This is a genomic window from Alteromonas sp. V450 (assembly GCF_001885075.1).
Taxonomy (GTDB): Bacteria; Pseudomonadota; Gammaproteobacteria; order Enterobacterales; family Alteromonadaceae; genus Alteromonas.
Genome location: NZ_MODU01000004.1, coordinates 1,928,297 through 1,952,625 on the forward strand (window position 1 = coordinate 1,928,297; position 24,329 = coordinate 1,952,625).

Here is a 24,329-nt window from a genome sequence, read left to right on the forward strand (position 1 = left end):
TTATATATATTGAATAAAACTGCAGACCATTTCTTTAGAGAGTAGCCTAAATTGAAAGCTAAAGTATGTGTTGTCATTCCTCACTATAACGACGAAGAACGACTTTCGAAATGTTTAAATGCGCTTGAACAGCAAAATTTCGCAAAAGATGATTTCATTGTTGTAGTTGTTGATAACGGTAGCACTAGAGTACCCAAAATTTCTAAGACACTAACGATTAAAACTTTACTGCTTGTCGAGCCCAAACCGGGCTCCTATAGTGCTAGAAACAAAGGTTTAGCCGCTGTGGAATGTGAAATATACGCATTCACTGATTCAGATTGCGTTCCTTGCGAAAATTGGCTGTCCTCAGCGGTCAAATTTCTAGAGCAAAATAAACAGGCTGCTGTCTGTGGTCCAATATCTCTTTTTCCGAGAAATATTCATTCACCAAACGTTATTGAATTGGTAGAACTTACATTCGGGTTTCCGCAACTGCGCTACCTACAGAACAACAAATTTGCCCCGACAGCCAATTTAATAGTTAAATCTACCACATTTGAGATAATCGGCCCCTTTAATGAAAGCCTACTTTCAGGTGGAGATGCAGATTGGGGCCATAGGTTATACTGTAAAGAAATGGAAATTGGTTACGAACCTAAAGCTGCTGTTTTGCACCCCGCTCGCCATTCACTAAAGCAATATTTAACAAAGACAAGGCGTGTGACTCATGGGAAGTGGAAAAAGTATAAGGACTACAATATAGGAAATTTATCTTTCCTAAAAACATGCAAGTACCTTATTCCACCGAAGCAAGATATCAAAACATTATTCTTGAATAATAACGAAACCCCCGTTCACAAAAAAGTACTCGCCTCATTCTTTTTATATTTAAATAGTTTATATATATTCTATGTCATTACAAAAGCTAGATTATCAAAAAGCACAGATATGGAACGTGAGTAACTATAATGAAAGACGTCCAGCAGTTTATTCGCTCAGTTTTCGTAAAATAAGAAAGTATAAACAGAATTGACTATATAAAAATTTGGCTTGGTTAAGACGACTAAAAAACGGAATATGAAGGAGTTCAAGGATAGATGAATAATCGTTTATGGCTTTTTTGGAACAACCCTAATAACAGAAAGGAGCCCGCCTACGTTACGTTGTGCAAGTGGGCAGTGCTTCATAATTGGAGTGATTCAAACCCAATTTTTCTAAATGAAGGCAATATTGAAGATTATTTACCTGGTATTCGCAGTAAAGTAGAAGGCATACAAGTCAATGTGAAAGGTAGGTTAGATCGACTAAGTCGGAAATTTAAACACAACCCATTGAATGAGGCTGTAAAATGTGACGTTTATAGGGCTAATATACTTAAAAAATTGGTGGTATATATTGTGATGTAACGATTATTCCGTTGAGGCCTATATCTGACCTCTTTAACTTCATGACAACACAACGACCATTTTTGATTACGCAGCGCAATAGCCATAACAAAAACCATTACCCTGTAAGTTTCTACGGTTGTCGTGAAAACACTAAAATCATTAATCAATACTGCAATGCTATTGATTACAACCTAGCATTGAAAAATGAATTTCACTACACTGAACTAGACTCTTGTTCACTAACGCCGATTGTTAATAGCAATAAGCCAGATGCCATCGTTTTACCTGAAAAAACAGTGATACCAATACCGTTTGAAGAAGCCACAGAGAGATATGTGAGTCATGCGCCTATAGCACCTTTGATAACCAATAAAGATATATTTGCGGTTAAGCTCTTTAACGGCCTATTCAAAGGGTACTTCTACGATTATGATATAGAGCAACTTTACTTTGATGACAGTCTTTTAGGCGAGCTATTTCGATTTTCAGTGCCAAAAGAAGTGTACGAAAAGAATATGAATTGTTCGTAAAAGAGCTTTAGATTTAAAGCTCAAGAAGCTCTATCAGCAAACCTTTTATTTTTTTAAAACACTTTGTTTTCGCTTCGTTTATAAAATTATTTTGCACTAAGTTTAAACAAAACATCATAGTAACCGCACAAATTCGAATAGGAGTTCAGCACCTCTTACCTTTCGCCTAGCTATCAACCCCTCTTAGAACGTTTAAGCTAGGTTTAAAAACAACTCGCAGTGTGTCGCTTTTAATGGTTCCATATTTCTGTTAACAAAAATTCGGCGCCCTCTTGGGTTAGGTGGCCGTAATCAAACTGAATTGGAGTATTGTCAACGTAGTGATTACATTTATCTCTGTCACTACACATTTTATAGATAATGGGGTAAAACCTAGCACCTGTCGATTCTACGACGGCTTGCAGCTTAGTATTAACTTCAGCCTGCCTGTTAAACTTCGAGAAGTATTTAACATCCTCCTCGGGATACTTAGCTAAAAGCCAAGGCAATGAGTATTTATATTCGACAACAGGCCCCATTACAGTAACACGGTCGGTAAATGGTTTAATTTGCTCTATGAAAGGCTTCACAATTGAAGTATCTTTTAGTTTCCATCTACTAGCCATGATAACTTCATTAAAATGCCCTTTTGGAATAACGTCATTAATTGCCCAATGCAATAGCTTTGTACAACGACCCGCGCCTTTCAATGGCAATACGGTTTTACAACCGCTTGCGGTTATTTGCGATATCGTATAATTATCAGGCGCCTGTTTTGCAAGCGCTGCATACCAGTGCCCAGCGTGGCTATCACCTATGAGTAATATGTTATAGCTATTTTCTTTATAAGCAAGGCACTGTTTCTCGTCAAAAAATGAAACATCGTTAAATCTACTAGATAAAAAACAAATTCCATGTCGATAATCATTCATGGGCGTATTTAAAATGCCTTCCAAATACACGGTTTTTTTCGGGAAAGGCGCATTTTGAATTGGTATTGATAAAAGTATAAAGAAAGCGAGTATCGCGGATATCAAGGCAGAGCCCGCTAAATAACGTTTTTGATAATTTGAAATGTTTACCTTTCGAAATGGCACTTCTATAAAATAGTAAGTAGCAATGGCTAGTACCAGTGATACTGTGAACACAACCGTCATATCCGTATACGTATAATGGTCTAAAAATTGAAGTTTGAAAAAAACAATGACAGGCCAGTGCCACAAATACAGCGAATAAGAAATATTACCAATAAATTGGCAAACTCTATTGGCTAACACAGCATGGAGAAATCCGGCTTTTACGTGCGCATAAATTATCCCTACGGTTGCTAGCGTAATAGGCAGCGCATTAATTCCGGGGAAGAGCGTATATTTGTTATAGCTTACAAAGCATATTGCCATACAAGCGAGAGACAAGCTCACTATCAAATTTGCTTTCCATGTTGAGTAACACTTAACGCCAGTTATTGCTAACAGGCCTCCGGCTATAAATTGCCAAAAGCGTGTTGGTGACGCGAAAAAACTCAGTGCGCTATCTTTATAAAGAAGCCATTCGCTTAGCAAAAATGAAGCTACGCCTAACAGTATTAATGATGCAATAATTGCTGCAATTCGCAGATTCATTTTGGTAAGTAGCATTAAAAAAATAGGAAATACTACATAAAACTGCTCTTCTACAGAAAGTGACCAAGTATGTAACAGTGGAGCAAACTCGAGTGCCGAACTAAAGTACCCAGATTGCGAATAAAACCAAAAATTTGAAGAATAGAGTAAAGATGCTACAAGGCTGTATGAGTAGTTAGCGTACTCGCCAGGCAATAGGTATATATATGAAAGTATAGAAGTTACTGCAGCAACAACTATATAAGCAGGAAGTAAACGCTTAAAGCGACTGCTGTAGAATGCGCTGAAAGAGAAAGAATTCCTGCTAAGCGCTCGCCATAGCTGACCAATAATCAGGTAACCCGATATAACGAAGAAGATGTCTACACCTAAATATCCACCTGGTAATGCTTTTGGTTGTATATGGAAGATTACAACACTCAGAACAGCAATCGCACGAAGCCCTTGAATATCAAGCCTTAAAAGTTCCTTCATAATTATATGCTTCCTACGATTTAATGAGGCTAATTACAGCAAAAAAATTCAGAAATGAAAAATCACACAGCGTTACCAAAATACCACAAGACGACCAATTCGTGGCATAAAATTCACAGTGCCACTCTGAACCGTTGTGCTTTGAATATTTCAAGTGATTTTTCTCAACACTGATGGAATCCAATTCGAACGTCAAAACATTATAATTAACAGCACTTTTTTACGATTTATGGCGCTAACTACTACAATTTCAGCATAATGAACGCTAATTATGAACGATTTTCTTCTAGCACTTAGCGCAATAGTAACTTTATGCGTTAGCGAAAATTTTCCAACTATGCTAATCAATAAGCTATCGCTTAAACACGATGTTATCTGTTATCGTTGTATCTCGGACCAACACCTAAGGCCAGTGATAACATTTCGCTTTTTTCGACAACTAAGCCGCATCAGAAACAGGTAGCCGATATATTCTAACGTTTTAATATAAGGCATATTTACATCTCAATTTAAGGTAGTATTACTAACTGCGCTAAGCTTTGTAGAAACTAGTAGCGATATCAAAAAGAGGCTGTCTTACTCACTGCTGGTGTTAAAGCAAATATAATCAGAGAATCTATACGTTTATAGAAATACCTACAGGTTAGAAAATTGAAAAAACTGATATTGCACATTGGTTTACACAAAACTGGAAGCACCTTGATTCAAAGGACCCTGGAAGAGAATAGAGCTAGCCTCGAAGCGGATGGATGGCACTTATTTTCGCAAACTGCTCAGGGTCGTGTCAGCTCGATAGGAAATGCTAATTCTTGGGTCGAATTTAAAGGTACGGCCGCATCATTTGACGCATCTTTAAACCCCAAAATCTATAAACAATTGGAAAAAATAGATTCTAATGTAATCCTTTCCGCTGAAGAGCTCGCGTGGGTTAATAACGAGACTGAAGTGAAACGTATTTCGTCCGAATTGTCTTCAATTTTTGACGAGATCAAAATTATTGTTTACCTGAGACGCCAAGATAAGCAGCTTTTGTCTCATTATCATCAGGGTTTTAAAAACCCTCACTCAACAGCACGTAGGTTTTATGGGAGTCGTTTAAGTGTATACCCTAAGTTCAAGTCATATTACAATGACTACCTTGACTACTATAAAAAATTGAGCATTTGGAAAAATTGTTTTGAAAATCATGAACTAATTGTTAGGTTTTTTGAAAAAAACCTATTAGTAAATCATGACCCTGTTTCAGATTTCAAAAGTGCGCTCGACTATGAAATGAAGATTGATATTCAAAAAAACCTGAAGGTAAATCAGTCTTTTAATATAGTTCAAAGTATTATTTCTAATAGCATTTTCAATGTAAGAAAGGAATTATGGTTTGAGTTGGGTCAACCTCGATTTATTAACTTACCTTTTTTTAATGACAGTAAAAAACCCAAGATAGACGAAAGCGTTTCTAAAAATATATTAACTCACTTTTATACAAGCAATTTAAATTTGGAAAAACTTGGTGTAAAAGTCCCAAACAGTTGGCTAATTGTAGATAACAATCCCAACCATGAAGAAAGCCTTATAGAAATACCACCCGAACAATATGAAAAAGCCATCGAAGCACTAGTTTTCTTTATAGACAATTTAAAATTGATAGACTTCATCAAGTTAAAAATAAAAAAGCATCTAAAAGTAAAATAAACCATCAAACCTTAAAAAATTAGAACTATTTTTAGTTATTTTTTAAGGTTCGCACTTAGAGCTTTTAAAGCCGATATTTTTGATAGGTATTGACCTTTATTATTTAAGATATCATTTATAGCCTGTGCAGAAAATATTGAAGTCTTACCTATAAAATTAAATGGTTTTCGCCACCATTTATACATGAAGATAGAATATCCAATATTGAGTGTTACAGCCCGCTGTGCATTATAAAATTGGTCTGCAATAGCAGGAATGCAGATAGGTAATGCTTGATATTTGATACAGTTAAATATATGGGAAGTCCCACCATGACCGATAACATAGTGAGCCCAAGTAAACTCTTCGCTATAACTCCCCCATTTTTCAATTGTTACTTCCAAATTATTTAGTGATGCCAGTGTGAGATTGTGAAACTCCTCGGTGCCAGTTAGTATTTTAATCTCAATATTTGGGTTAACTAGCTTTATTTTTCGAACTGCTGCAATCAACTGCTTTACAGTTACCGCTGGCATCGAGTTTCCATAGGTCACCAATAGATTTTTTATATTATCTAAGTTATTCGTTATACAATTGTTAGGCAATTTATTTTGTGATTCGTACCAGATTTCAGGAAGAAAGTGTATTGCATTTTTCCTAGAATAAACCCAGTGACTAAAATTAAATTCTCTTAAAGGTAGGTTGAAATAGCTAGAAGCCATAGCTAAGTCGTTATTTTTCTTTTTACAGGGAAGAAGAATTTTCTTTCCAAACGCGAAACTTTTTTTGTATCCCCAATGAATACCAGCAGTTCCTACTGCATGATAGGTGGACACATTACTAATCTCCATTGAAACCTGAGCATAGGAGCAAATTCTGTCAATGTAAATTTCATCGTAATGCCCTATTGAGATTATTTCATTGAGCCACTGAATGCTTTCAACAACTTTATTAGAGAATTTGTAATTTCCACTTAAGTAAACTTTCTTCATACTGTTTAAAAAATTAAATGGAAGTTCTTCTTTCTTTAAAACATTCCCCCTATCTGTTGGCTTTTCAGAAACAATCAGATCAACTACACTACCGCAACTTAATTCTTTTTTCAGTAAGTCAAAATAGCCATCACCACCAAAGTCGAGATGTGCCGGAGAGTCGTAAACTATAGCCAATACCTTCTTCATTTTTTGTTTTTCTCTTTTTTTTAATTTTATCTATTCTTAAATAACCTTTGCACAACGATAGCCTTCATATTTTTATATGCTATTGGCGTAAATATTATATTTAGAGAAATATAGAAGAAACTTCCATTTAAAATAGATAGAACCAGCCTATAAGTATCAGAAAAGTTTGAAAATAAAATCTTATCCATTAATAAAGTGAAAAAAGCCATTACAAAGGATATTAACATTGTAGGTAAGATTGCTTTTATTACGTCATTAACACTCCTATTCAACAAGCGCATGGCAACTGACCACGTTAATAGAACGGATATAACGAATGATAGAAAGTAACCTGCCATTAGCCCTTTCATACCAAACATTACACCGATTGATAAGCAAACTAGTTTTAATGGTTGAGTAAACAAATTCACTTTTAACTGCAAATCTGGCCGGCCTAACCCCAGGTATACTGCGCCTGTTACTGTCACAATGGAGAGCAAAAGGCCTAGAATGCAGAAAAATTGTAAATAAATAGTCATACCCAACCATTGTGATCCGAATATTACTTCTATGAGGAGAGGTGCAACAACTGCTGTCCCCATCAATATAGGAAATGTTAAAAGCGATATACATCCTATGCATTTTAAATATATAGCCCCCACACGCTCAGGGTCTGATTGAATTTTGCTAAAAGTAGGGAACATAACATTCGTGACAACTCGAGAAATGTTTTGAATCGGGAACAGCATTAAGCTGTAAGCCTTCGAGTAAAGACCTAATGTTGTTGAATCGATATATTTCCCCACTAGAAGTTTATCTAATTGGGATGTTCCCTCACGAATCAATTTAGTGACAAACACTGTCACGGAAAAAGATAAAAGTTGTTTTAGCTCGCGATAACCAAACAAGAATACGAGCGAAATTTTACTTACATAAAAAAGCAAAAATAGTCTTAATAGGTTCAACACTAATAGTTGAATCACTAAACTCCAATAAGAAAGGCCTTTGAACGCGCAGACTAATGCCGCGACGCCCGCGGTTAAATTTGAGACTAATTCTATTATGCCAACGCGTTTATGATTTAGGCTTCGTAAAAGTTTGGCTTTAGGTACGCTAGTTGCCGAAATTAATAAGAAAAGAATCGATAACGACTGACTGATTTGAGTTAACTCGGGTCTTTCATAAAACCTAGCGACCCAATCGCTAGCCGCAAACATAAGTAGACTCAATAGCAAGCCAATTGCAACATTTAACCAAAAGCAGCTTATGTAGTGAATTTGGTTAACTTTTTCTTTTTGAATCAACGCTGAAGCAAATCCGAGGTCTGCGAAGAGATGCGAAAATGAAACAAAAACTAGTACCATGGCTACCAAGCCGAAGTCATCTGGAGTTAAGAGTCGAGCTATGAACACTCCGATTGTAAAGTTCAAAACTTGAGAAGAGGACTGCAAAAGTACTGACCAGCTCACTGCATTGATAGTGCTATCTTTCAAACTCACTTGTCTTTGATTCACACAATCCACCTGTGTATAGAAAATTTAGTATAAAAAATGCTTACTACAAATCTGAAAATTCAATGACGAGCGTGCATATTTTTAATTTAATCTCACTAAAAAAGCCTGCTTTAAGCGCCTTGACTTGCTTTATGGCAGATTGCTTTTTACAAGTACTTTGAAATGTACATAGAATTGATAAAAGCTTTTCATGTCATTAGGCAACATTCTCTAATTTAAATTCGTCCGAACAACGGGATAGAATTTAGCGCTCGTTTAACAATTCCTACGGCTACGCAGAACACCAACGAAATTCAGCCACTCCAACTAAATACTCAGTAATATCCAGTGGTGTCGCGCCGAGGCCAGATCTTAATGTGACGTATCAATAATGGCCAAGTGTACCGTTTATTCTTTCGTTCAGTCCACATTCACGACGAATACTTTTCCATAGACCGATGAAAATAATTTTCAATCGAACATAAAGAGCATTTTTATATCGGCGATACCGTCGCATTTTCCTCTCACTTCAGTAGCTGTAATAAGTATGTCCACATCAAACGAATGCTTGAATTACAAAAGCTTTTAACATAGGAACAAATGTGGTGTATTCTTTTAACTTAATAGCTGCACAGCAATTGCTGCCCCAAAGAGCGCCTAATCTACGAGTAAATTTACGGATGAATAACGAAGACATGAGCAGGGTAAAATGACCTCGTGTGGATTGAATGAAATAGCTTGCCCGCTTATCTCAAAACTACATTAAATAGCAACAAACCAAGTTTACCTTAGAGAATTGCGCTTTTACGATTTAGAAATGGAAAACATTATGCTTCGCTTCACTACAAGAGATATTGCGCTCTTAATTCCCGCTTTTTTTCTAATAGTAGGAGGCGTCATCGTTAGCGAAGGCGGGCTGTATCTCACCCCACTTCCTGTTTATGCAGCTATCCATAAATATGTTCTGTTGGGGTGCGCCATTGGGGCTTCTCTAATTATCATTACAAGCTTGGTACATTGGCGAGGTATAGCGTCACTATTTGGAAGTGAAAAAACTGTAAGTAAAACACTAATTTTATCAAGTTTATTTTTTAGTTTTGGCTTGTGGCACAGCTATGGGTTTAAAGGGTGGCAAGGTTGGATGCTCTACCCTTCTATAGGTATTTTCTTTTCAACGCTGGGCATTTCTACCCTCGCATACATTTTAGTATTACGTTGTTGCTTCCATAACCTAGTGTTCAAACTCTCTGAAGAAAAACTATTCAGGTACAGTGTTGGTATTTTCTTCTGCATGTCGTGCGTAATGGCTTGGTGGGCATACGAAGGCATTCCACACTTCGGAGATGCGGCTATTTACGCAGCAGAAGCAAACCTTATCCTATCTGGTGATATTGCATCGAACTCACAGGGTGCGAGTTTATTGGTTTATCCACCGCCCATTAACGAAGGGCCTAATGGTATATTCGGAAAGTACCCTTATGGTTGGCCTTTGTTTTTAGCGCTCTTTGTAAATTTCAATATTGGCTGGCTAGCAAACCCTTTACTTGTGATTCTTCTAGCATTTATGCTGAGAAAAGTAGTAAGTTCACTTTATAAAAATGAACCACTTGCTAACGTTAGTGCGGTTGTATTTTTGTTGTCTGGTTTTTCGGTAATCGCCAGCACTGAATGGCTCTCTCACCTTACGGTCTGTTTAGCACTAATGATATTTTATTACTTCTATGACAAATCAATTATTGGTGGTCAAAACAATAAATTACAATCACTTATAAATTCGACATTCGCAGGCATGGCGCTTTTTTATGCCATACACACCAGACAACTAGATTCATTTGTATTCACATTGCCAATAGTTGCGTATTCAATTTATGCGCTCTTATCAAGATTTTCAAAAGTAGTTCTTCCTCTTATTAATATTGGAATATGGGGCATTGCAGCAGTAGCGCTTCACTTCAGAATTAATCAATACTTACGCGGAGATGCGCTAGAATCACCGTATGGCGGGAACTATGCGCAACAGGTTGCCGGTCAAGCATCAACCGCAAAAAGCGAACTTCTTGATTATGTTTTGTGGGCACACCAATCTATAGTAGATATTGGTTATTTTTGGTTCGCAGGGGCTGCTTGGGCGATAGGATTTATTGTAGTTGGCATTCGATATGGCAACTTGATAAAAAAAAGGACTTCACTATTTTTTGCGTGTTGGGGAGCGATATTTTTATCTTATGGCGCTATTAGCTTCTATGGTCTTGGCTGGTTTGGGCCTAGATGGTACTACCCTCTTTTACCTGTAGCATCGCTGTGTATTGCAGGCGCAATTTTATATTTTAAGGGTAAAATTGCAGATGCAAAGGCCCCTCCTCTGCTTGCTAAATTCTCGATAAATTATCTTACGATCGCTTGCCTTGTGTCGCTTACCATTGCATTACCTAATTGGGCAGTTCGCTTAAAGTTTGACGCCCCTTTTTCTGTAAATACCCAGCTAATGCAAGAAATTGAAAAACAAAATATTCAGCACGCTGTAGTTGGCGTTTTCAATCATGAAAAAAATTTAGAGGGAAAGTTGTTTCGTAACGTTATTTCCCAACAGACCTTTCCGTTAGAAACAAGCGAAGTCATCTTTGTTATTATGCGCGATGGATGGGCAGAAACAGCGTGTAATGTTTGGCCAGATAGGAATATTTATGCGCTATCTGAAACTACCGGCTTTGATATGAAGCGCATTGTTTGTGCACCGTAATTACACTGCACAAGAGGCATAGAAAATACAAGAAATGGGTTACCTTTCGGGCATGTTTGTGTGGATTTTGATAACCCGATAAGTATGGGAAGCCAGTAAAGAATTTGCTACAAGGTAGCGCCCAAAAAATCGATAGCGCGATTAAGAAAACGAGTTTGCTGACATGAAAAATTCAATTGAACGAAACGTTGCTTACTTTAAATGGACAGCATTATAAAATGTCATACATGCAGACAATAAAATCACTGGCAAAAAATCCATCACTGCTCAACGGAAAAAAACATCTTTTCTTGCTAAGTCATATGCGTGCCAACACAAGCCTAATGGGGCACTTGCTCGGAAGCCATCCTGAGATAAATGGCTATTATGAAATGCACATAGGTTACTACAGTAGCAAGAGTTTACTGCGGCAAAAAGCCTTGTATTGCGAAGCACATTCATTAAAAGCTAAAAGCACATATATGTTCGATAAAGTACTGCATAACGAACATGAAGTTACTGACGCCATGCTAACTAACTCACGTTGTCATTTTTTAATAAGTATTCGCGCGCCAGAATATGCAGTACCAAGTATTGTTTCGCTTTACAGAAAAGCACACCCTAAACACGAATTTATCGAACCTAAAAGCGCCGCACACTACTATTGCCAAAGGTTAGAAGCGCTTGCCTCTATGGTTAAAAGGTGCGCGTTTGACTATCTCTATCTTGATGCAGACGTTATAAAAGTTAATCCGAGTGAAACGCTTGAGCGCCTTACAAGCTATCTGGCGCTTAGTTCACCGTTAACATCGCGATATGAAAAAATGCATAATACCGGAAAAGCAAAAGCGGGGGATTCGTCGAGTTCGCTGATGTCAGGTGAGATTATTCAGTCGTCTCTGCCTAGCGTTAGCCTTGAATATGAACAAGAAGATTTTTTTAAACGATGTCACGAAACTTATCTAATTACTAGAGAAACGCTCGCTAGCTATACACAAAAACGCATCATGCTGTAGTCGTTTTAAACGCCAAGTTTTGCTATTAGCTACCTTTTGATTTTAGTCGATAAAGCAAGTGCGCCAGTACAGAAGAAGAGGTTTGCTTTAATTTACTGTGCCAAAAAGCCCATGTAGGATCTATTTTTGCCATTATCGGCAAAACCACAATCAGCGCAGCGCCATAACTCAAGCCGCCAATAACAACGTTAATAAGCAGCCCTATCAAGCTTATTTCAATACTGTGATAACCATAAGTTAAACAGAACCACATAAATAGGGATGCCACTAGAGGCACGCCCAATACACTTACCATCTTCGAAATAGAAAGGCCGATAGTAGCCCTCACAAAAACTAAAATGGCTGCAAAAGCAACAATACCAACCAACGACCTTACCCAAGCAAAATATGTTACATCGCTAAAATCTAAAAGCTTAAATGCAGCCAGCAACATCACGATGCCAATACAGTCGCTAAACAAACTAAACTGGGTTTTATTTAAATAATCAAACAAATTATTGGTGATCGCAGTAAGTGGGAACGGAAGCATTAGCATGGCTAGCACGCTCATGATAGAAGCGGTATCACTCCATTTTGGCCCTAAAATAACCGTACAAAATTGCGGAGCAACAAACCACATCCCTACGATACAAGGCATAACAAAACCATAAACTAAAGCAAAGTACTTGTACGTTTTATCAAACAACTCTTGCTTATCGTTTCGAAACTGCGCTAATGCTGGAAACATTGCCGTAGAGGCTGGTGTTATTACTTCAGTTAACGGAAGTATGGCAAATTCTTGACCAATGTTATATTTTCCAACTGCGCTCTTGTCAAAGAGATTGCCCACTAAAAAAACGTCGAGTTTACTTCTGGTGTAACCTAAAACTGCTCTAGCCATTATTTTTCCAGAAAAAGACAACTGTCCCTTTTCCAGCGCAAAACTAATTTTTGGCCTGTAAGTTGTAATAAAGTAAGAGCCTACACAATAAACTAAAGTACTGCATATTCCACCTGCAACCAATGCCCAATAGTTTTGAAAATAAAAAGCAAGGGAGAGTGTAACAGCGGCTGAAACAAGCTTAGCAGTGAGCAATAATGTACTTATGCGTTTGTACTCGAGCGCTTTTTCTAACCGCACTAAACCAATATTAGTGAGCGCTGAAAATATGCTGGAGAAAGCTAATACTATAATAATCAACTGTATTTCTGGCTCATCCATAAAATCCGCTAGAAATTCAGATAAACAAATTAAGATAAAGATGAGCAAAACCTTCATGACAAGCGCAAGTGTCCAACTTGTGTTCATTGCTTTGCTATCCAACTCTGTTTGCGAAATTAAATAGCGATTAATTCCAATATCAGTAAGGGTTTCAAAGAATCCAATACATATAGTGGCAAGTGCAACCACTCCAAACGCCGAAGGGTCCAGCAACCGCGCCAATATAAGCGTACTGCCAATACCAATTAATCGTACGCCCCATTTGCCAAACAAATTCCAGAAGTACGCAACCGTTAATTTACGCTGAATACTCATGTCGAAATACCAGCACGCCTTCTCATAGCGTCTTCTCTCAGCTTTTCTTTTTCTTTTATTTGATTCTCGACAACGGCGGATAGCGCCGCGGTCATTCCCACGATAGCGAAAATTAAATCATTATATGCTGAGCTTAATGCTGCCCCAGCGCTTAAAAACGCAAATAACGATAGTCTAAGCATTTCTGCTAAGTTAACCTGCCAAAACTCTTGAGCAGTTTTAGCTACACGGTTCAATGTTCTGAGCGTGATAAAAAACAGCAAACCATACCAGAGAAAACCCAAAAAACCGTGGTCGGCCAACACCTGAAAATAGATACTGTGGGCCACAAAAATGGGGTCGCCTATATTAAGCGTGTCACTTGGGATCCACGATAAAGAGTCCCAGTCTAATAGCAGACTGTGAGCATTGCCGATGTTGATGAACGTTGCGTCAAAACCGCCGCCGAAAAACGGATGCCGCATAGCCATGAGGATTGCCAACTTCCAAGACTTTAATCGCCCTTGAAACGATGAATCTTCATCCGCACTTCCAATGGTTTCCATGCGGTTAAACCATTCATCGGATAAAATTAACAATGCAACAACTCCACCGACACTCATGAAAAAGCCGTCTCTGAATTTGCTCTTCGATTTCAACCAATAAGCAATGCAAAAGATTACGAGCCCGAGGAAGGCGCCTCTCGAATTGGAGCCTAATACGAACATAACGTTGAAAAATGCGACTGCATAAAGTCCGTTTCGAAAATAAAAATTATGTTGATATTGACGTGCTAGAAAAATAACAATAGGAATACACATTAACGCTGCTAGTGCAGATAAATTGTTATCGTTAAACGCTGGAGTGATGCCATAAATGTTGTGACCGCCTGCCGAGGCAATGAATTTTGCACCATCTATCATTGCTAGCGTAGCAAACGACAGGGTAACGCCCCACGCCATAGCTTCGAAATGTATTTTTTTACGCAGTACAATCGCAACAAAGAAAAACAACAACAATGTACGCCAGAACGTGTCGTATCTCATCATGACAATGGGATGATTATCGGTATTCAAGAATGAACTTATGGTTGCATGAACGAAAAATATAACCGCCAACACGAAAATTGCGGAGTCAGGTGGTTTCTTATTTATTTTGTTAATTGCAAAGCTAGCGAGCGTAACAACGGCAAATAAAAAATTCCATCTTACAGAGGTCGAAATTCCACCGAATGCCCACAAATAAGGAGGAACGAGCGCCGACCAAATCCAAAAAGAAAGAGATAAATATGGCCTTCGCATTGCTGCATAAAGTAGTAAAGGCAGCACAAGGATTAGCAAATAGTCACGCATGTTTAATCATTATCCTTGTCATCATTCTTCAAAGCATAAATAGTTAAGCAAACTATCAGGCATATCTCGAACAAAAACACTGCATTATCAATCATCCTAGCCAACCAAACGAAGTATTAGTAGCAGCTACAGCATTGAAACGCTTTTTATTTCTAAGTTCTTTAAACTTGTTAAACAGTCTCATTGGTTAAATGCTTCCATATGACCTTCGAAAAGCGTGATAATTCTCTGTGCATTATTTCTCCACTCCAGTCCTTTATCAAAAATCAACGCTTTGGCGTTTGCCGATAATGTTTGAACTAAAACGGGGTTGTCTACCATCTGTATCAAGCTTTCGGTCATGGCGTTTATATCACCAGAAGGAAACAACAGCGCGTCTTGATTGTGAGTAAGTAGTTCTTTTATGTTGGGGCTATCATCAGCAAGTATCGCCTTACCCATGGCCAAATACTCTATCATTTTTAGTGGCGACGCCCACGGCGTAACGGCGGGCTGAAGCGCGATATCGATTTGGCTTAACCAATAAGGCAAATTTTCTCGTTTTACTAAACCTGTCGAAATGAACTGCTTCTCAAATTTAAGCTCAATGGCTAACTGCTTAAGCTCCTCAAGCACAGGCCCATCGCCCACTAGCAAAAAGATGATGTCGTCGCGCTGTTGTGAAGCCAACGACCGCATTACTTTATCTAAATGATGCCATTCTCGACAAAAACCGACGAAGCCTACCACGCACTTACCCTCTAATTCGGGTTTGCGTTCATTGAACAGCGCAGGGTTAAATCGCGAAAGCTCAACACCATTTGGGATGACCTCTATTTTACTATCGGGCACGCCCGCTTTTTTAATATAATTTGCAAGCACATGAGTAACAGGCAATACGGTATCGGCATTTCTCCAGGCGTAATATTCTGTCCACCTGGCAAACCGTTTTAACGCTATGCCGCCATATTTGTCTCTTTCCTCGAACAACGGCGAGTTTACTTCTAACAACACTGGAATATTGCACAATTTGGCGGCCCATATACCGCCAAGAAAGAACAGGTTGTAACGTTCATACATGACATCGGGCTTTGTTTTCAATATGGTGTAAACCACTTTGAAAAAAGCAACAAAGCTATAAAGAAATTCCAGTACTTCATATACTGCCTTAGGTAGTCGCTGCTTTAATTTGCTAACTAACCCACTATCGCTTCCAAAGCTAGCGTCATCAGACAACGTTGGCGCCACCATAACAATGTCATGACCTAACGATGCAATAGCCTTGTTGATTTCTTCTATGTGTACGTATTGCCCGTCTCTTGAGGCAACCCTATGATGGTATAAAATTTTCATTCGCTTTTACTTTTTATTACACATTGTGCTGTGTCTCTGCACCACTGCTGCGGAAGAAATGGGTAAGATGGAAAATTAACCTCATCTCTGGCATCGTAAATGATGTTAGAAGTATCCATTTCCGGAAGCTGAGCTTCACCAATCAGTAAGTTTCTTGAGTATTGCTGCTGAACATCACTTTTATCAATAGCAAGCATATTATCAAAACCAATTCGGTCGAATAAAAATAAGCTGTCTTTGATTTCAATTGCATTACTACTGTGTTTTCTGCCTTCTAGCCCATACCCAATCGCTTGGCTATTAGCCGAAAATCCACCTTGGTGTAACAATGAATTGCTTATAACCAACTTACCGCCGTTAGGCACATCAATTAGACGACTGTCGACTGACGACAACGAGGTAATGATACTGCCATGAATTTCAGTAACAGCGCCCCTGCTTTTGATTTCATGCCCTTCACCTTTTGCGGCGATAAAAAGACTGTCATAAATGTAAAGCTGTGCGGTATTGGTATATATTCCGTGAGCTCGTCCCGCTCGCCCTAGCTGCTCAAATCGACTGTCATATACATAAATCTTACTGGGCAGAGTGGTAGCCTCTAATATGCCATTCTCACTATTGCGAAAATACACATGTTCTAGGGTTAAATTAGCGCCCTCTTGCCTTATACACGCACCGTTTTTATCCCTTACAGAAATATACCTACACTCTATATTTTTTATAGTTACGTCGTTGGCTTTGTTAATAATGTAGCCTTTACCTTTGGCCGCCGCTTTTTCGAATACAACATGACCTCTACCTATTAGGGTAATGCCGTCAACAGTGATTTCAAAAGGCGAACGATAAACGCCCTCGGCTATTTCTAGAATGTCACCTGGCTTTAATCGACTAAGCGCGTCTTTAAGTGAATTAACAGGCTCACCATTTAACAAATGGGCTGTAGACGGTGGGTACGCGGCAAGCGGCATCCACTTTTCGAAAACCGCATCTATTTCTTCTTTAACGGTAGGAAATGCGCGTAGCGTTTCACGCTCAGCTTGCTTAGCTGACGCATAATATTTACCCACCAATTTATCAGTCACTTTGAAGAACAGCTGAGGGTTAAGAACAACTAAGCCCACTAATGCAATATGCCCTAATACACCGGTAATCAGAAAGTATCGCTTAATGAATGTGCCCATTGCCGCTTTAAGTTTCATTTTGGTATCTCCGTTTTACCTACAATACCTGAGAATATGTCATGCAGTCCCTTACACGTTTCTTCCCAAGAAAACTGTTCTGCATAGCGCCGAGTTTCACTTCTGGTTTTATCTTTTTCCAAAATAGCTTTAATGCCGTTTGCGATATCTTGAGGATTGCGCTCTACAAGTACACCGGCACTTGGGGTTTGCACCACTTCGGGTGTTCCCCAAACGCGTGTGGCCACCACTGGCGTACCAGAAGCCATTGATTCCAATAGCACATTCGCCCACCCTTCGCGACTTGATGCTAATACTGATACATCAGACGCTTGAAACCACGCGTTTAGTTCTATTTGTGAGAGTGCGCCTAAAAACAGTACGCGGTTCGCTACGCTCATTTCTTCGGCTTGTTGGCGAAGCTTCTCAAGATCAGGGCCGCTGCCGGCAATGGCAAGTGTCACATCGGGCAGCATTTGTAACGCTTCAATAATTAAGTGGTGCCCCTTGCGCTCAATTAGCCAACCTACCGAAATAGCAAGGTATTGTGTGGTTAGCTTATGGCTTTGTTTAAGTGCGATTTGCTCTTCGTTAGTACTCGGTGAAAACAGTGCTAAGTCAACGCCGTTGCGCATGACAGAAACTCGCTCACTTGGCACGCCCAATTGCGTCATTTCATCTTTTAACGCCTGGCAAACGCTCATCATATGCGCCGCCCCCTGAAAAACGCGGTGCAACATCTTACGGGCTTTGGGGTACGATGGAATAAGATTAATATCTGTGCCTCGTGCCGTGCAGGTAAATGGTAAGGCTAATGCCTCAGCCGTTCGCTGTATTGCAATGCCATCTGGAAAAAAATAGTGTCCGTCAATCACATCAACGGCAAACGTTTTTTGCACCTGCTTTACCGCTTTTTTGATAGCTAGTTGCAGAAAATAAGGCGTGATATACATGCCGACTTTAGGAACTACAATGTAGCGAGGGTGATAGACTTCTATGCCGTCAATCACCTCTTTTTGGGGCACATTTGCATACTTGCTATATTCGCCAAATACCTTGTTTGAAAAGGGAAACCAAGGCACAGGTGCTATAACTTTGGCACTGATATCTGGGTAGCGACTCAGTAAGTGTTTTAGTCGTGTATGAACAAAAATACCATGTTTGGGATCATTACTGTTCGGATATAGGGTGCTAACGGTAAGTATATTCATGCTTTATTTTCACAACGTGTCGCTAGGAAAAATAGTGTCTAGCGGCTTAAGCGCCCCATCCCAACTATAGTGCGTTTCAATCCACCCTCGGTTTTCCTTGCCCACGCTGTAGGCTAGCTCAGGCGATTCAAGCAGCTGTTTTATTGCGCTAAGCACAGCCGATGGCGTGTCTTGAACAAAAGATTGTTGTGACAATGGAAGTGCTATGCCCTCTTGCGCCATGCTTGTCATAACGACAGGCTTATTCATTGCCATTGCCTCCAGCACCTTATTTTGTACGCCTCGGGCAATGCGCAATGTTGCAACACAAACGGTTGCATGCGCAATAAACGGCCTTACGTCAACTACCCTGCCGGTAACAATCACGTTTTCAAGGTTGGCAATATCCTTCACTCGCTCACTGGGGTTTCCGCCCACTATATAAAACGTTAAGTTAGGGCATGCCTTACTCAGCTCTGGCCACACATGTTCGGCAAACCACACCACAGCATCTTCATTTGCCCAATAATCCATTGCACCGGTAAAACAAACAGACGGCCCATCACATTGTGGTTGGTCAGTATAGTCATACTCGGCGTCAGGTGAGAAATAGGCAATATCAACGCCATTACTCAGCGTTGATATTTTTTCTGAATAAGACTGAGGGGATAATTTACGAAATAGCTCACGCTCCTCATCAGTAACAAGCGTTATGCCGTCTAACTCGCGAAGCAAAAATTGCTCGTAATCACTTAGCAAACGGTATTCTCGACCGTAAATTAACTTCGAATGCAGCGGCTTATTCTCGCAGTACTGTCGCCACTTGTCTGAATCAACATCGCACATATCAAGCACGCGCTTTTTGTTAGCAAATCTGGCTGGCGTAATAAACTGCGCAACGCTAGAGCAATAGGCGAACAGGTAATCGATGTCGTTCGCTGCTACTACATGGTCAACCCATTTTTGTAGGCTAGCGCTTTTGTAATGTTCTACTGACACTGGTGTTCTGGCTACTAGTGAGCGAATGCCGCTAACTATGTAGCGCTTACTAGAAATATCAATAAAACACGTTTCTTTGCAGTACTTAGCTACTTCGTCTTTGTACTGAAAATCAAACTCGTCATCAATGAAGCAACCTAAATACAAATCAAATCGCTTACTTAAATATTTCATTAAGTTAAACGTTGCTATTTTGTCGCCTTTGTTAGGAGGAAAAGGCATTCTATGGCAAAGAAAAAGAAGCGGGGTTTTCATTACTTACTCGCTTCTTCTTTCACTAGAAATTGGCAAAGCATCATTATTGTCCATAGCGACGCTGAATGGTCGTAACGCCCGCTTATATGTTCTTGCGCTTTTTTCATTAACACATTGTGCTCGAAAATATTGTGCTTTTTTACTGCTTCAGATGACAATAGCGATAGCATTTTGTCTTGTAGCGGCCCTCTCAGCCATTCAGCAAGCGGTACACTGAAACCCATTTTTTTTCTGTACAGCGTGTCATCCGGTAAAAACGGTTCCAGTGCTTTCTTAAACGAATACTTACCTTCGCCGTTTTTCAGATTGACGCTTGATGGTAGCCTAAATGCCCATTCCACGAACTTGTGGTCGAACAAAGGTACACGTACCTCAAGTCCGTGAGCCATGCTCGCTCTATCAACTTTGGTGTGAATATCGCCTGTTACCCATGTTTTAAAGTCTAAATACTGTGCTTCTTTTAATTTATCCTTAAATACCTTTCCATCTAGAACATCTTCAAACACTTCGCCAGCATCATAGCCGTTTAGCGTTGTTTTAAATTGTTCTTTGTACAGGGCATTTCGCTCGTCTTTGCGCAGTTTACTCATACTGTTCAAATACGCCTGTGACGATGACATCGACAACGACTGAAAGGTGGTTTTCGCTCTTAAAAATTGTGGCGCCCAATCAAGCTTTGGGTAGTACTTTCCAAGAAATCCAAAAATGTGCTTTCTGATCCAAAGTGGAATTGCATCGCGAACCTTTTGCTCGTTCAGATGCAGCCTGTAACGTCGATAACCAGCAAACAACTCATCACCACCATCTCCAGAAAGCGCCACAGTTACATGCTTTCTTGCGAGTTCGCACACTTTATAGGTCGGTAGCGATGACGAATCAGCATAGGGCTCGTCATACAGCTGCGTCATTTTATCAACAAGTTCAAAGTCTTCGTGATTAACCACTTCACAATGATGTAACGTTTTGTACTTATCTGAGACTATACGAGCAAACTCCGACTCATTGTACTGAGGCACATCAAAACCAATAGAACACGTTGTAACAGGTGTTGATTGCAGCCCAGCCATCATGGCAACCACGGCACTAGAATCAACGCCGCCTGACAAAAAGGCGCCTAGGGGCACTTCAGATTCAAGCCGTATATCTACCGAATCTCTGAATTGACTGATTAACTTGGCTTCCTCTGCATCTTCGTGATTCGGTGCGTCCCAAGGCAGGTCCCAGTATTGAACAGGGGTGGGCAATGTTGCTGCACCGGCTTCACCTTTACATTGTTGAAATAACAGATAATGCCCCGCTTGAAGCTTTTTTACATTGCGGTAAATACTCTTTGGATCAGGCACATAGCCAAAAGTGAGGTAATCTTCAACGGCGGTATAATCAAGCGAACGGTCAAAATCTGGATGGGCTTTAAGCACTTTAATCTCTGAGCCAAATAGTACCGTACCATTATTGAGTAAAGCGTAGTGAAGTGGCTTTACTCCTAGGCGATCACGGGCAACAAAGAGCTGTTTTAGTTTTTCATCCCAAATTAAAAAGGCAAACATGCCGCGGAGTTTGTGCAAGCATTCTACTCCCCACTCACGCCATGCATGTAGAATGGTTTCTGTGTCGCTGTGCGTTTGATAATGATACCCCTTTGCCTTCAGCTCATCGGCAATTTGCGAATGATTAAAGATTTCACCATTGAAAACAATAACGGCGTTTTTATCTTCACTAACTATGGGCTGGCCCCCGCCAGAAACGTCAATGATAGACAGTCTGCGATGGCCAAGCGCAACACCATCACCAAAAAAATATCCTTCTGCATCGGGACCACGATGCGATTGAGCGGTATTCATACTCTTTAAATGCTCTTGAGAGATAGGCGCCGTCTCGCTAAAGTTAAATATACCGCTTATTCCACACATGCCTTTTTCTCACTGGTTATATAAAGCCAAATAGTCAGCAACCATTTTGGCTTCGTCAAATTGCGATATTACTTTGGCTCTTGCCGCTATCGACATTTGTTGCGTTTCCATGTTGTTGGTAAACATCTGTAAAAACGCCTTTGCCATAGCGTTTACATCTTCAGAGGGCACAACAACCCCTTCGTCATTACTGATCACTTCAGGCATTCCACCTACATTGGTGACTACCGCAGGAGTACCGCATGCCATGGCTTCAAGAAGTGTCATAGGAATGCCTTCTCCTAATGATGACATAGCGAAAACTGTAAACCCTTGATAGACCGCTGGCATATCCGACCGCATGCCCAGCAGCTCTATAGATGCTTTATTAGCGCCCTGTTCTACGCGCGCCTCGAGTACCGAGCGCGACTCACCGTCGCCTACAATTTGCAGCCTACTGCTCATTGCAAACGCTTCACTCAATGAACACGCCAAGTTAAACGCATCCACTAATAACACTTGATTTTTAATTGGGCTAAGTCGCCCAACGTGACCAATGGTAAAGCCCTTCGGCTTATCCGTAGCGGGAACATAAAGCTCCGTATCTACCCCATTTCTTATAAGTCGCGTTTTTCTTTTAGGAATCTTTACCGTATCAATAAGCCACTCAAATAATTCACCTGACACGGTTACCCACGTATGCACGAAAGGAGAGACAAACCGCCTTAGCCACCAATATTTTTTGTTCAGCCCTTTGGGGTCATAAATGTCGCGCCCATGCTCTGCATGGATCCTAACCGGTACCCGCATGCATGCTGCAACCACCTGCATTTCTAATGTTGCCAAATTATACGTATGCACAACATCGGGCTTAACGGAACGCAAAAGCGCAGCCCATTTCTTGAAAATTGACCAGTCTTGCCCCGCTTTTTTTCCTAACGATTTAACCTTTACCGAAGCGGGCAATAAGCGAGCAAAGTCATCGGAATATTCTGTTAAACACACCACGGTATGTTGAAAATCTACTGGCATTCTGCAGATCGTATTTACTAAAACACGTTCTAGGCCCCCAATATGCAAACTGTAAACAACATGGACGACTTTTTTAGTCATTATATTTTGCCTTGCCAGTTTCAGTATTGTTAGGGGGTAACGTCAAGCGTGACAGCGTTTTTACCACGCTTTGTTCAGTGCTACCGGTCGACACCTCAGCCACAACATAAAAACCGTCTGCACGTTTGCCTGCCAGCTTCGCAAGCAACTGATTCCACTTAATGCGCAGGGGTGAAGCATCAAGTAATGTCTCAAGTTTATAAAAAACTACTAGCGTTCGGGTATTGCCAGACACGTTTTGAATGGTTAGTTTGCGATAAGCATAATCACTAAACGACCGATGTTCAGGCCCCTCAACTAAACTAAAATTATCTTCGTTAAATGCACGATGAAGTGAACTCACTAGTTCATCATCACTGGAGTCTGTTCGATACGTTATGCTAACCGGAATACCCTCAATACGGCCTGTCCACGAGGGCTGCACATTGGCATCATCACCCACACCCCACGCTAATTCTTGTGTGTTAAGCGTTGAAAATATTTGAGTTAAATGCTGTTCTAGAGGCTGCGAAACGTGCTTTACCTCTTTACTTAAACTAAACAACACCAGTGAAGAAGAGAGCAATAATACAAACACAGAAACAAGAGGAAGCCATTTCATGTTAACGCGAAGCGAACCTGCACTATTTTTGCGCGAAGGCGATGGCTCTGCCCCAATGTTTCCAAGAAAAAATAGCAAAGCCAACACAAACAAAAAGAAAAACCAACCGTACACCAAGTGATCAGCGCCTACAGCGTGCTTCATGTCTGATAAATAGCCAATAACCATAATCCCAAAGGCGCGAATGCCGTTAGCAATAACCGGCACCAGTGCACAGATAAAGATAAATAAAGCGCGTTTCCAAAGCGTTTGGTAGTTTAAGTACGCAAGAAGCACACCTAAAGAAAATGTACCAATTAAAAAGCGAATTCCCGCGCAGGCTTCCGCCACGTGAAAAGTGCCATTAGGCAAGTACAAATAAAGCCCTTCGCGATAAACGGGAATATTCACTACGTTTAGTAACGCAGTACTTATATCGGCAGTAATAATTTGTAACTGGGGTACAAATTCTTCACCAAAGGGCACACAGAAATACAAATAAAATAAGGGAAAAAGCACAACGCGAAATGCGCTGTGCCCGATAACAGTCCAAACTATAAGTATAAAACTACTGACTGCACAAAAATGAGTTACAAGGCCAATAGAAAGCTGATCACCAAGAACGTATAGCGTCTGCACGCCCAGAAGTGGCAACAGCATAAGCCAAACAGGTTCATAATGAAGGCGACTGAGCAGATGCTTTTTTTCATATAAGATATACAGAGAGATGGGAACAATAAAAAAGCAATGCTTATAGGTTTCAGAGTTACTCCATACTGTTAGCATGTGCTCGAGAGTACTGAAATAAACGCCAAACCATGCCAAGAAAAGCAGGGTTGAAACCACTATGTATTGATGAGTTGCCTTGTTTTTCACTTGCGCACATTCCCTTACATGTATTGCTTACACACCATG

The 24,329-nt window shown here is 40.0% G+C and carries 18 protein-coding genes; 6 read left to right on the forward strand and 12 right to left on the reverse strand.

The window, feature by feature from the left end; genetic code table 11:
* Positions 1-51: 51 nt before the first annotated feature.
* The 3 genes from BK026_RS08465 (at position 52) to BK026_RS08475 (ending at position 1,900) form a co-directional block, all read left to right on the forward strand.
* Positions 52-945 (forward strand): glycosyltransferase family 2 protein, encoded by an 894-nt coding sequence (locus BK026_RS08465; protein ID WP_071815472.1) that lies wholly within the window; start codon positions 52-54, stop codon positions 943-945.
* Positions 946-1,079: 134 nt separating this feature from the next.
* Positions 1,080-1,388 (forward strand): hypothetical protein, encoded by a 309-nt coding sequence (locus tag BK026_RS08470; RefSeq protein ID WP_071815473.1) that lies wholly within the window; start codon positions 1,080-1,082, stop codon positions 1,386-1,388.
* Between the two features lie 41 nt (positions 1,389-1,429).
* Positions 1,430-1,900, forward strand: a complete 471-nt coding sequence (locus tag BK026_RS08475; RefSeq protein ID WP_143142101.1) for a hypothetical protein — start codon at positions 1,430-1,432, stop codon at positions 1,898-1,900.
* A 230-nt stretch (positions 1,901-2,130) separates the two neighbouring features.
* On the opposite strand, the gene BK026_RS08480 is transcribed toward BK026_RS08475, so the two are convergent.
* Positions 2,131-3,975 carry an acyltransferase family protein gene (locus tag BK026_RS08480; RefSeq protein WP_071815475.1) on the reverse strand — a complete coding sequence of 615 codons (1,845 nt, stop codon included), beginning with the start codon at positions 3,973-3,975 and terminating at the stop codon, positions 2,131-2,133.
* Positions 3,976-4,626: 651 nt separating this feature from the next.
* Between BK026_RS08480 and BK026_RS08485 the strand changes: the two genes are divergently transcribed.
* A complete protein-coding gene (locus BK026_RS08485) occupies positions 4,627-5,664 on the forward strand; it encodes a hypothetical protein (protein ID WP_071815476.1) in 1,038 nt (345 codons plus the stop codon).
* A gap of 35 nt (positions 5,665-5,699) precedes the next feature.
* On the opposite strand, the gene BK026_RS08490 is transcribed toward BK026_RS08485, so the two are convergent.
* Positions 5,700-6,824 carry a glycosyltransferase gene (locus tag BK026_RS08490; protein ID WP_071815477.1) on the reverse strand — a complete coding sequence of 375 codons (1,125 nt, stop codon included), beginning with the start codon at positions 6,822-6,824 and terminating at the stop codon, positions 5,700-5,702.
* 26 nt (positions 6,825-6,850) lie between these two features.
* The gene (locus BK026_RS08495) at positions 6,851-8,317 is read right to left on the reverse strand and encodes a lipopolysaccharide biosynthesis protein (RefSeq protein ID WP_071815478.1); all 1,467 of its coding nucleotides are present in this window, start codon (positions 8,315-8,317) and stop codon (positions 6,851-6,853) included.
* A 796-nt stretch (positions 8,318-9,113) separates the two neighbouring features.
* On the opposite strand from BK026_RS08495, the gene BK026_RS08500 reads away from it, so the two are divergent.
* Positions 9,114-11,036, forward strand: a complete 1,923-nt coding sequence (locus BK026_RS08500; protein WP_071815479.1) for a hypothetical protein — start codon at positions 9,114-9,116, stop codon at positions 11,034-11,036.
* A 227-nt stretch (positions 11,037-11,263) separates the two neighbouring features.
* Positions 11,264-12,031 (forward strand): hypothetical protein, encoded by a 768-nt coding sequence (locus BK026_RS08505; RefSeq protein ID WP_143142102.1) that lies wholly within the window; start codon positions 11,264-11,266, stop codon positions 12,029-12,031.
* Positions 12,032-12,056: 25 nt separating this feature from the next.
* On the opposite strand, the gene BK026_RS08510 is transcribed toward BK026_RS08505, so the two are convergent.
* From BK026_RS08510 to xrtA, 9 genes are all read right to left on the reverse strand, one after another.
* A complete protein-coding gene (locus BK026_RS08510) occupies positions 12,057-13,547 on the reverse strand; it encodes a lipopolysaccharide biosynthesis protein (protein WP_071815481.1) in 1,491 nt (496 codons plus the stop codon).
* Positions 13,544-14,878, reverse strand: a complete 1,335-nt coding sequence (locus BK026_RS08515; protein WP_071815482.1) for a putative O-glycosylation ligase, exosortase A system-associated — start codon at positions 14,876-14,878, stop codon at positions 13,544-13,546. The genes BK026_RS08510 and BK026_RS08515 overlap by 4 nt, the downstream gene beginning before the upstream one ends.
* 180 nt (positions 14,879-15,058) lie before the next feature.
* On the reverse strand, positions 15,059-16,210 hold the full coding sequence (locus BK026_RS08520) for a glycosyltransferase family 4 protein (RefSeq protein WP_071815483.1): 1,152 nt from the start codon (positions 16,208-16,210) through the stop codon (positions 15,059-15,061).
* Positions 16,207-17,409: a hypothetical protein gene (locus BK026_RS08525; protein WP_071815484.1), complete on the reverse strand. Its 1,203-nt coding sequence runs from the start codon at positions 17,407-17,409 to the stop codon at positions 16,207-16,209. Before BK026_RS08525 ends, BK026_RS08520 begins: the two co-directional genes overlap by 4 nt.
* Complete coding sequence (locus BK026_RS08530; protein WP_071815485.1) at positions 17,406-18,599, reverse strand: glycosyltransferase; 1,194 nt, start codon at positions 18,597-18,599, stop codon at positions 17,406-17,408. Before BK026_RS08530 ends, BK026_RS08525 begins: the two co-directional genes overlap by 4 nt.
* A 9-nt stretch (positions 18,600-18,608) precedes the next feature.
* Complete coding sequence (locus tag BK026_RS08535; protein ID WP_071815486.1) at positions 18,609-19,832, reverse strand: TIGR03087 family PEP-CTERM/XrtA system glycosyltransferase; 1,224 nt, start codon at positions 19,830-19,832, stop codon at positions 18,609-18,611.
* A complete protein-coding gene (locus BK026_RS08540; protein WP_071815487.1) occupies positions 19,832-21,742 on the reverse strand; it encodes an XrtA/PEP-CTERM system amidotransferase in 1,911 nt (636 codons plus the stop codon). The genes BK026_RS08535 and BK026_RS08540 overlap by 1 nt, the downstream gene beginning before the upstream one ends.
* Before the next feature lie 9 nt (positions 21,743-21,751).
* A complete protein-coding gene (locus BK026_RS08545; RefSeq protein WP_071815488.1) occupies positions 21,752-22,834 on the reverse strand; it encodes a glycosyltransferase in 1,083 nt (360 codons plus the stop codon).
* The gene (gene xrtA, locus BK026_RS08550; protein WP_071815489.1) at positions 22,827-24,290 is read right to left on the reverse strand and encodes an exosortase A; all 1,464 of its coding nucleotides are present in this window, start codon (positions 24,288-24,290) and stop codon (positions 22,827-22,829) included. Before xrtA ends, BK026_RS08545 begins: the two co-directional genes overlap by 8 nt.
* Positions 24,291-24,329: the final 39 nt, after the last annotated feature.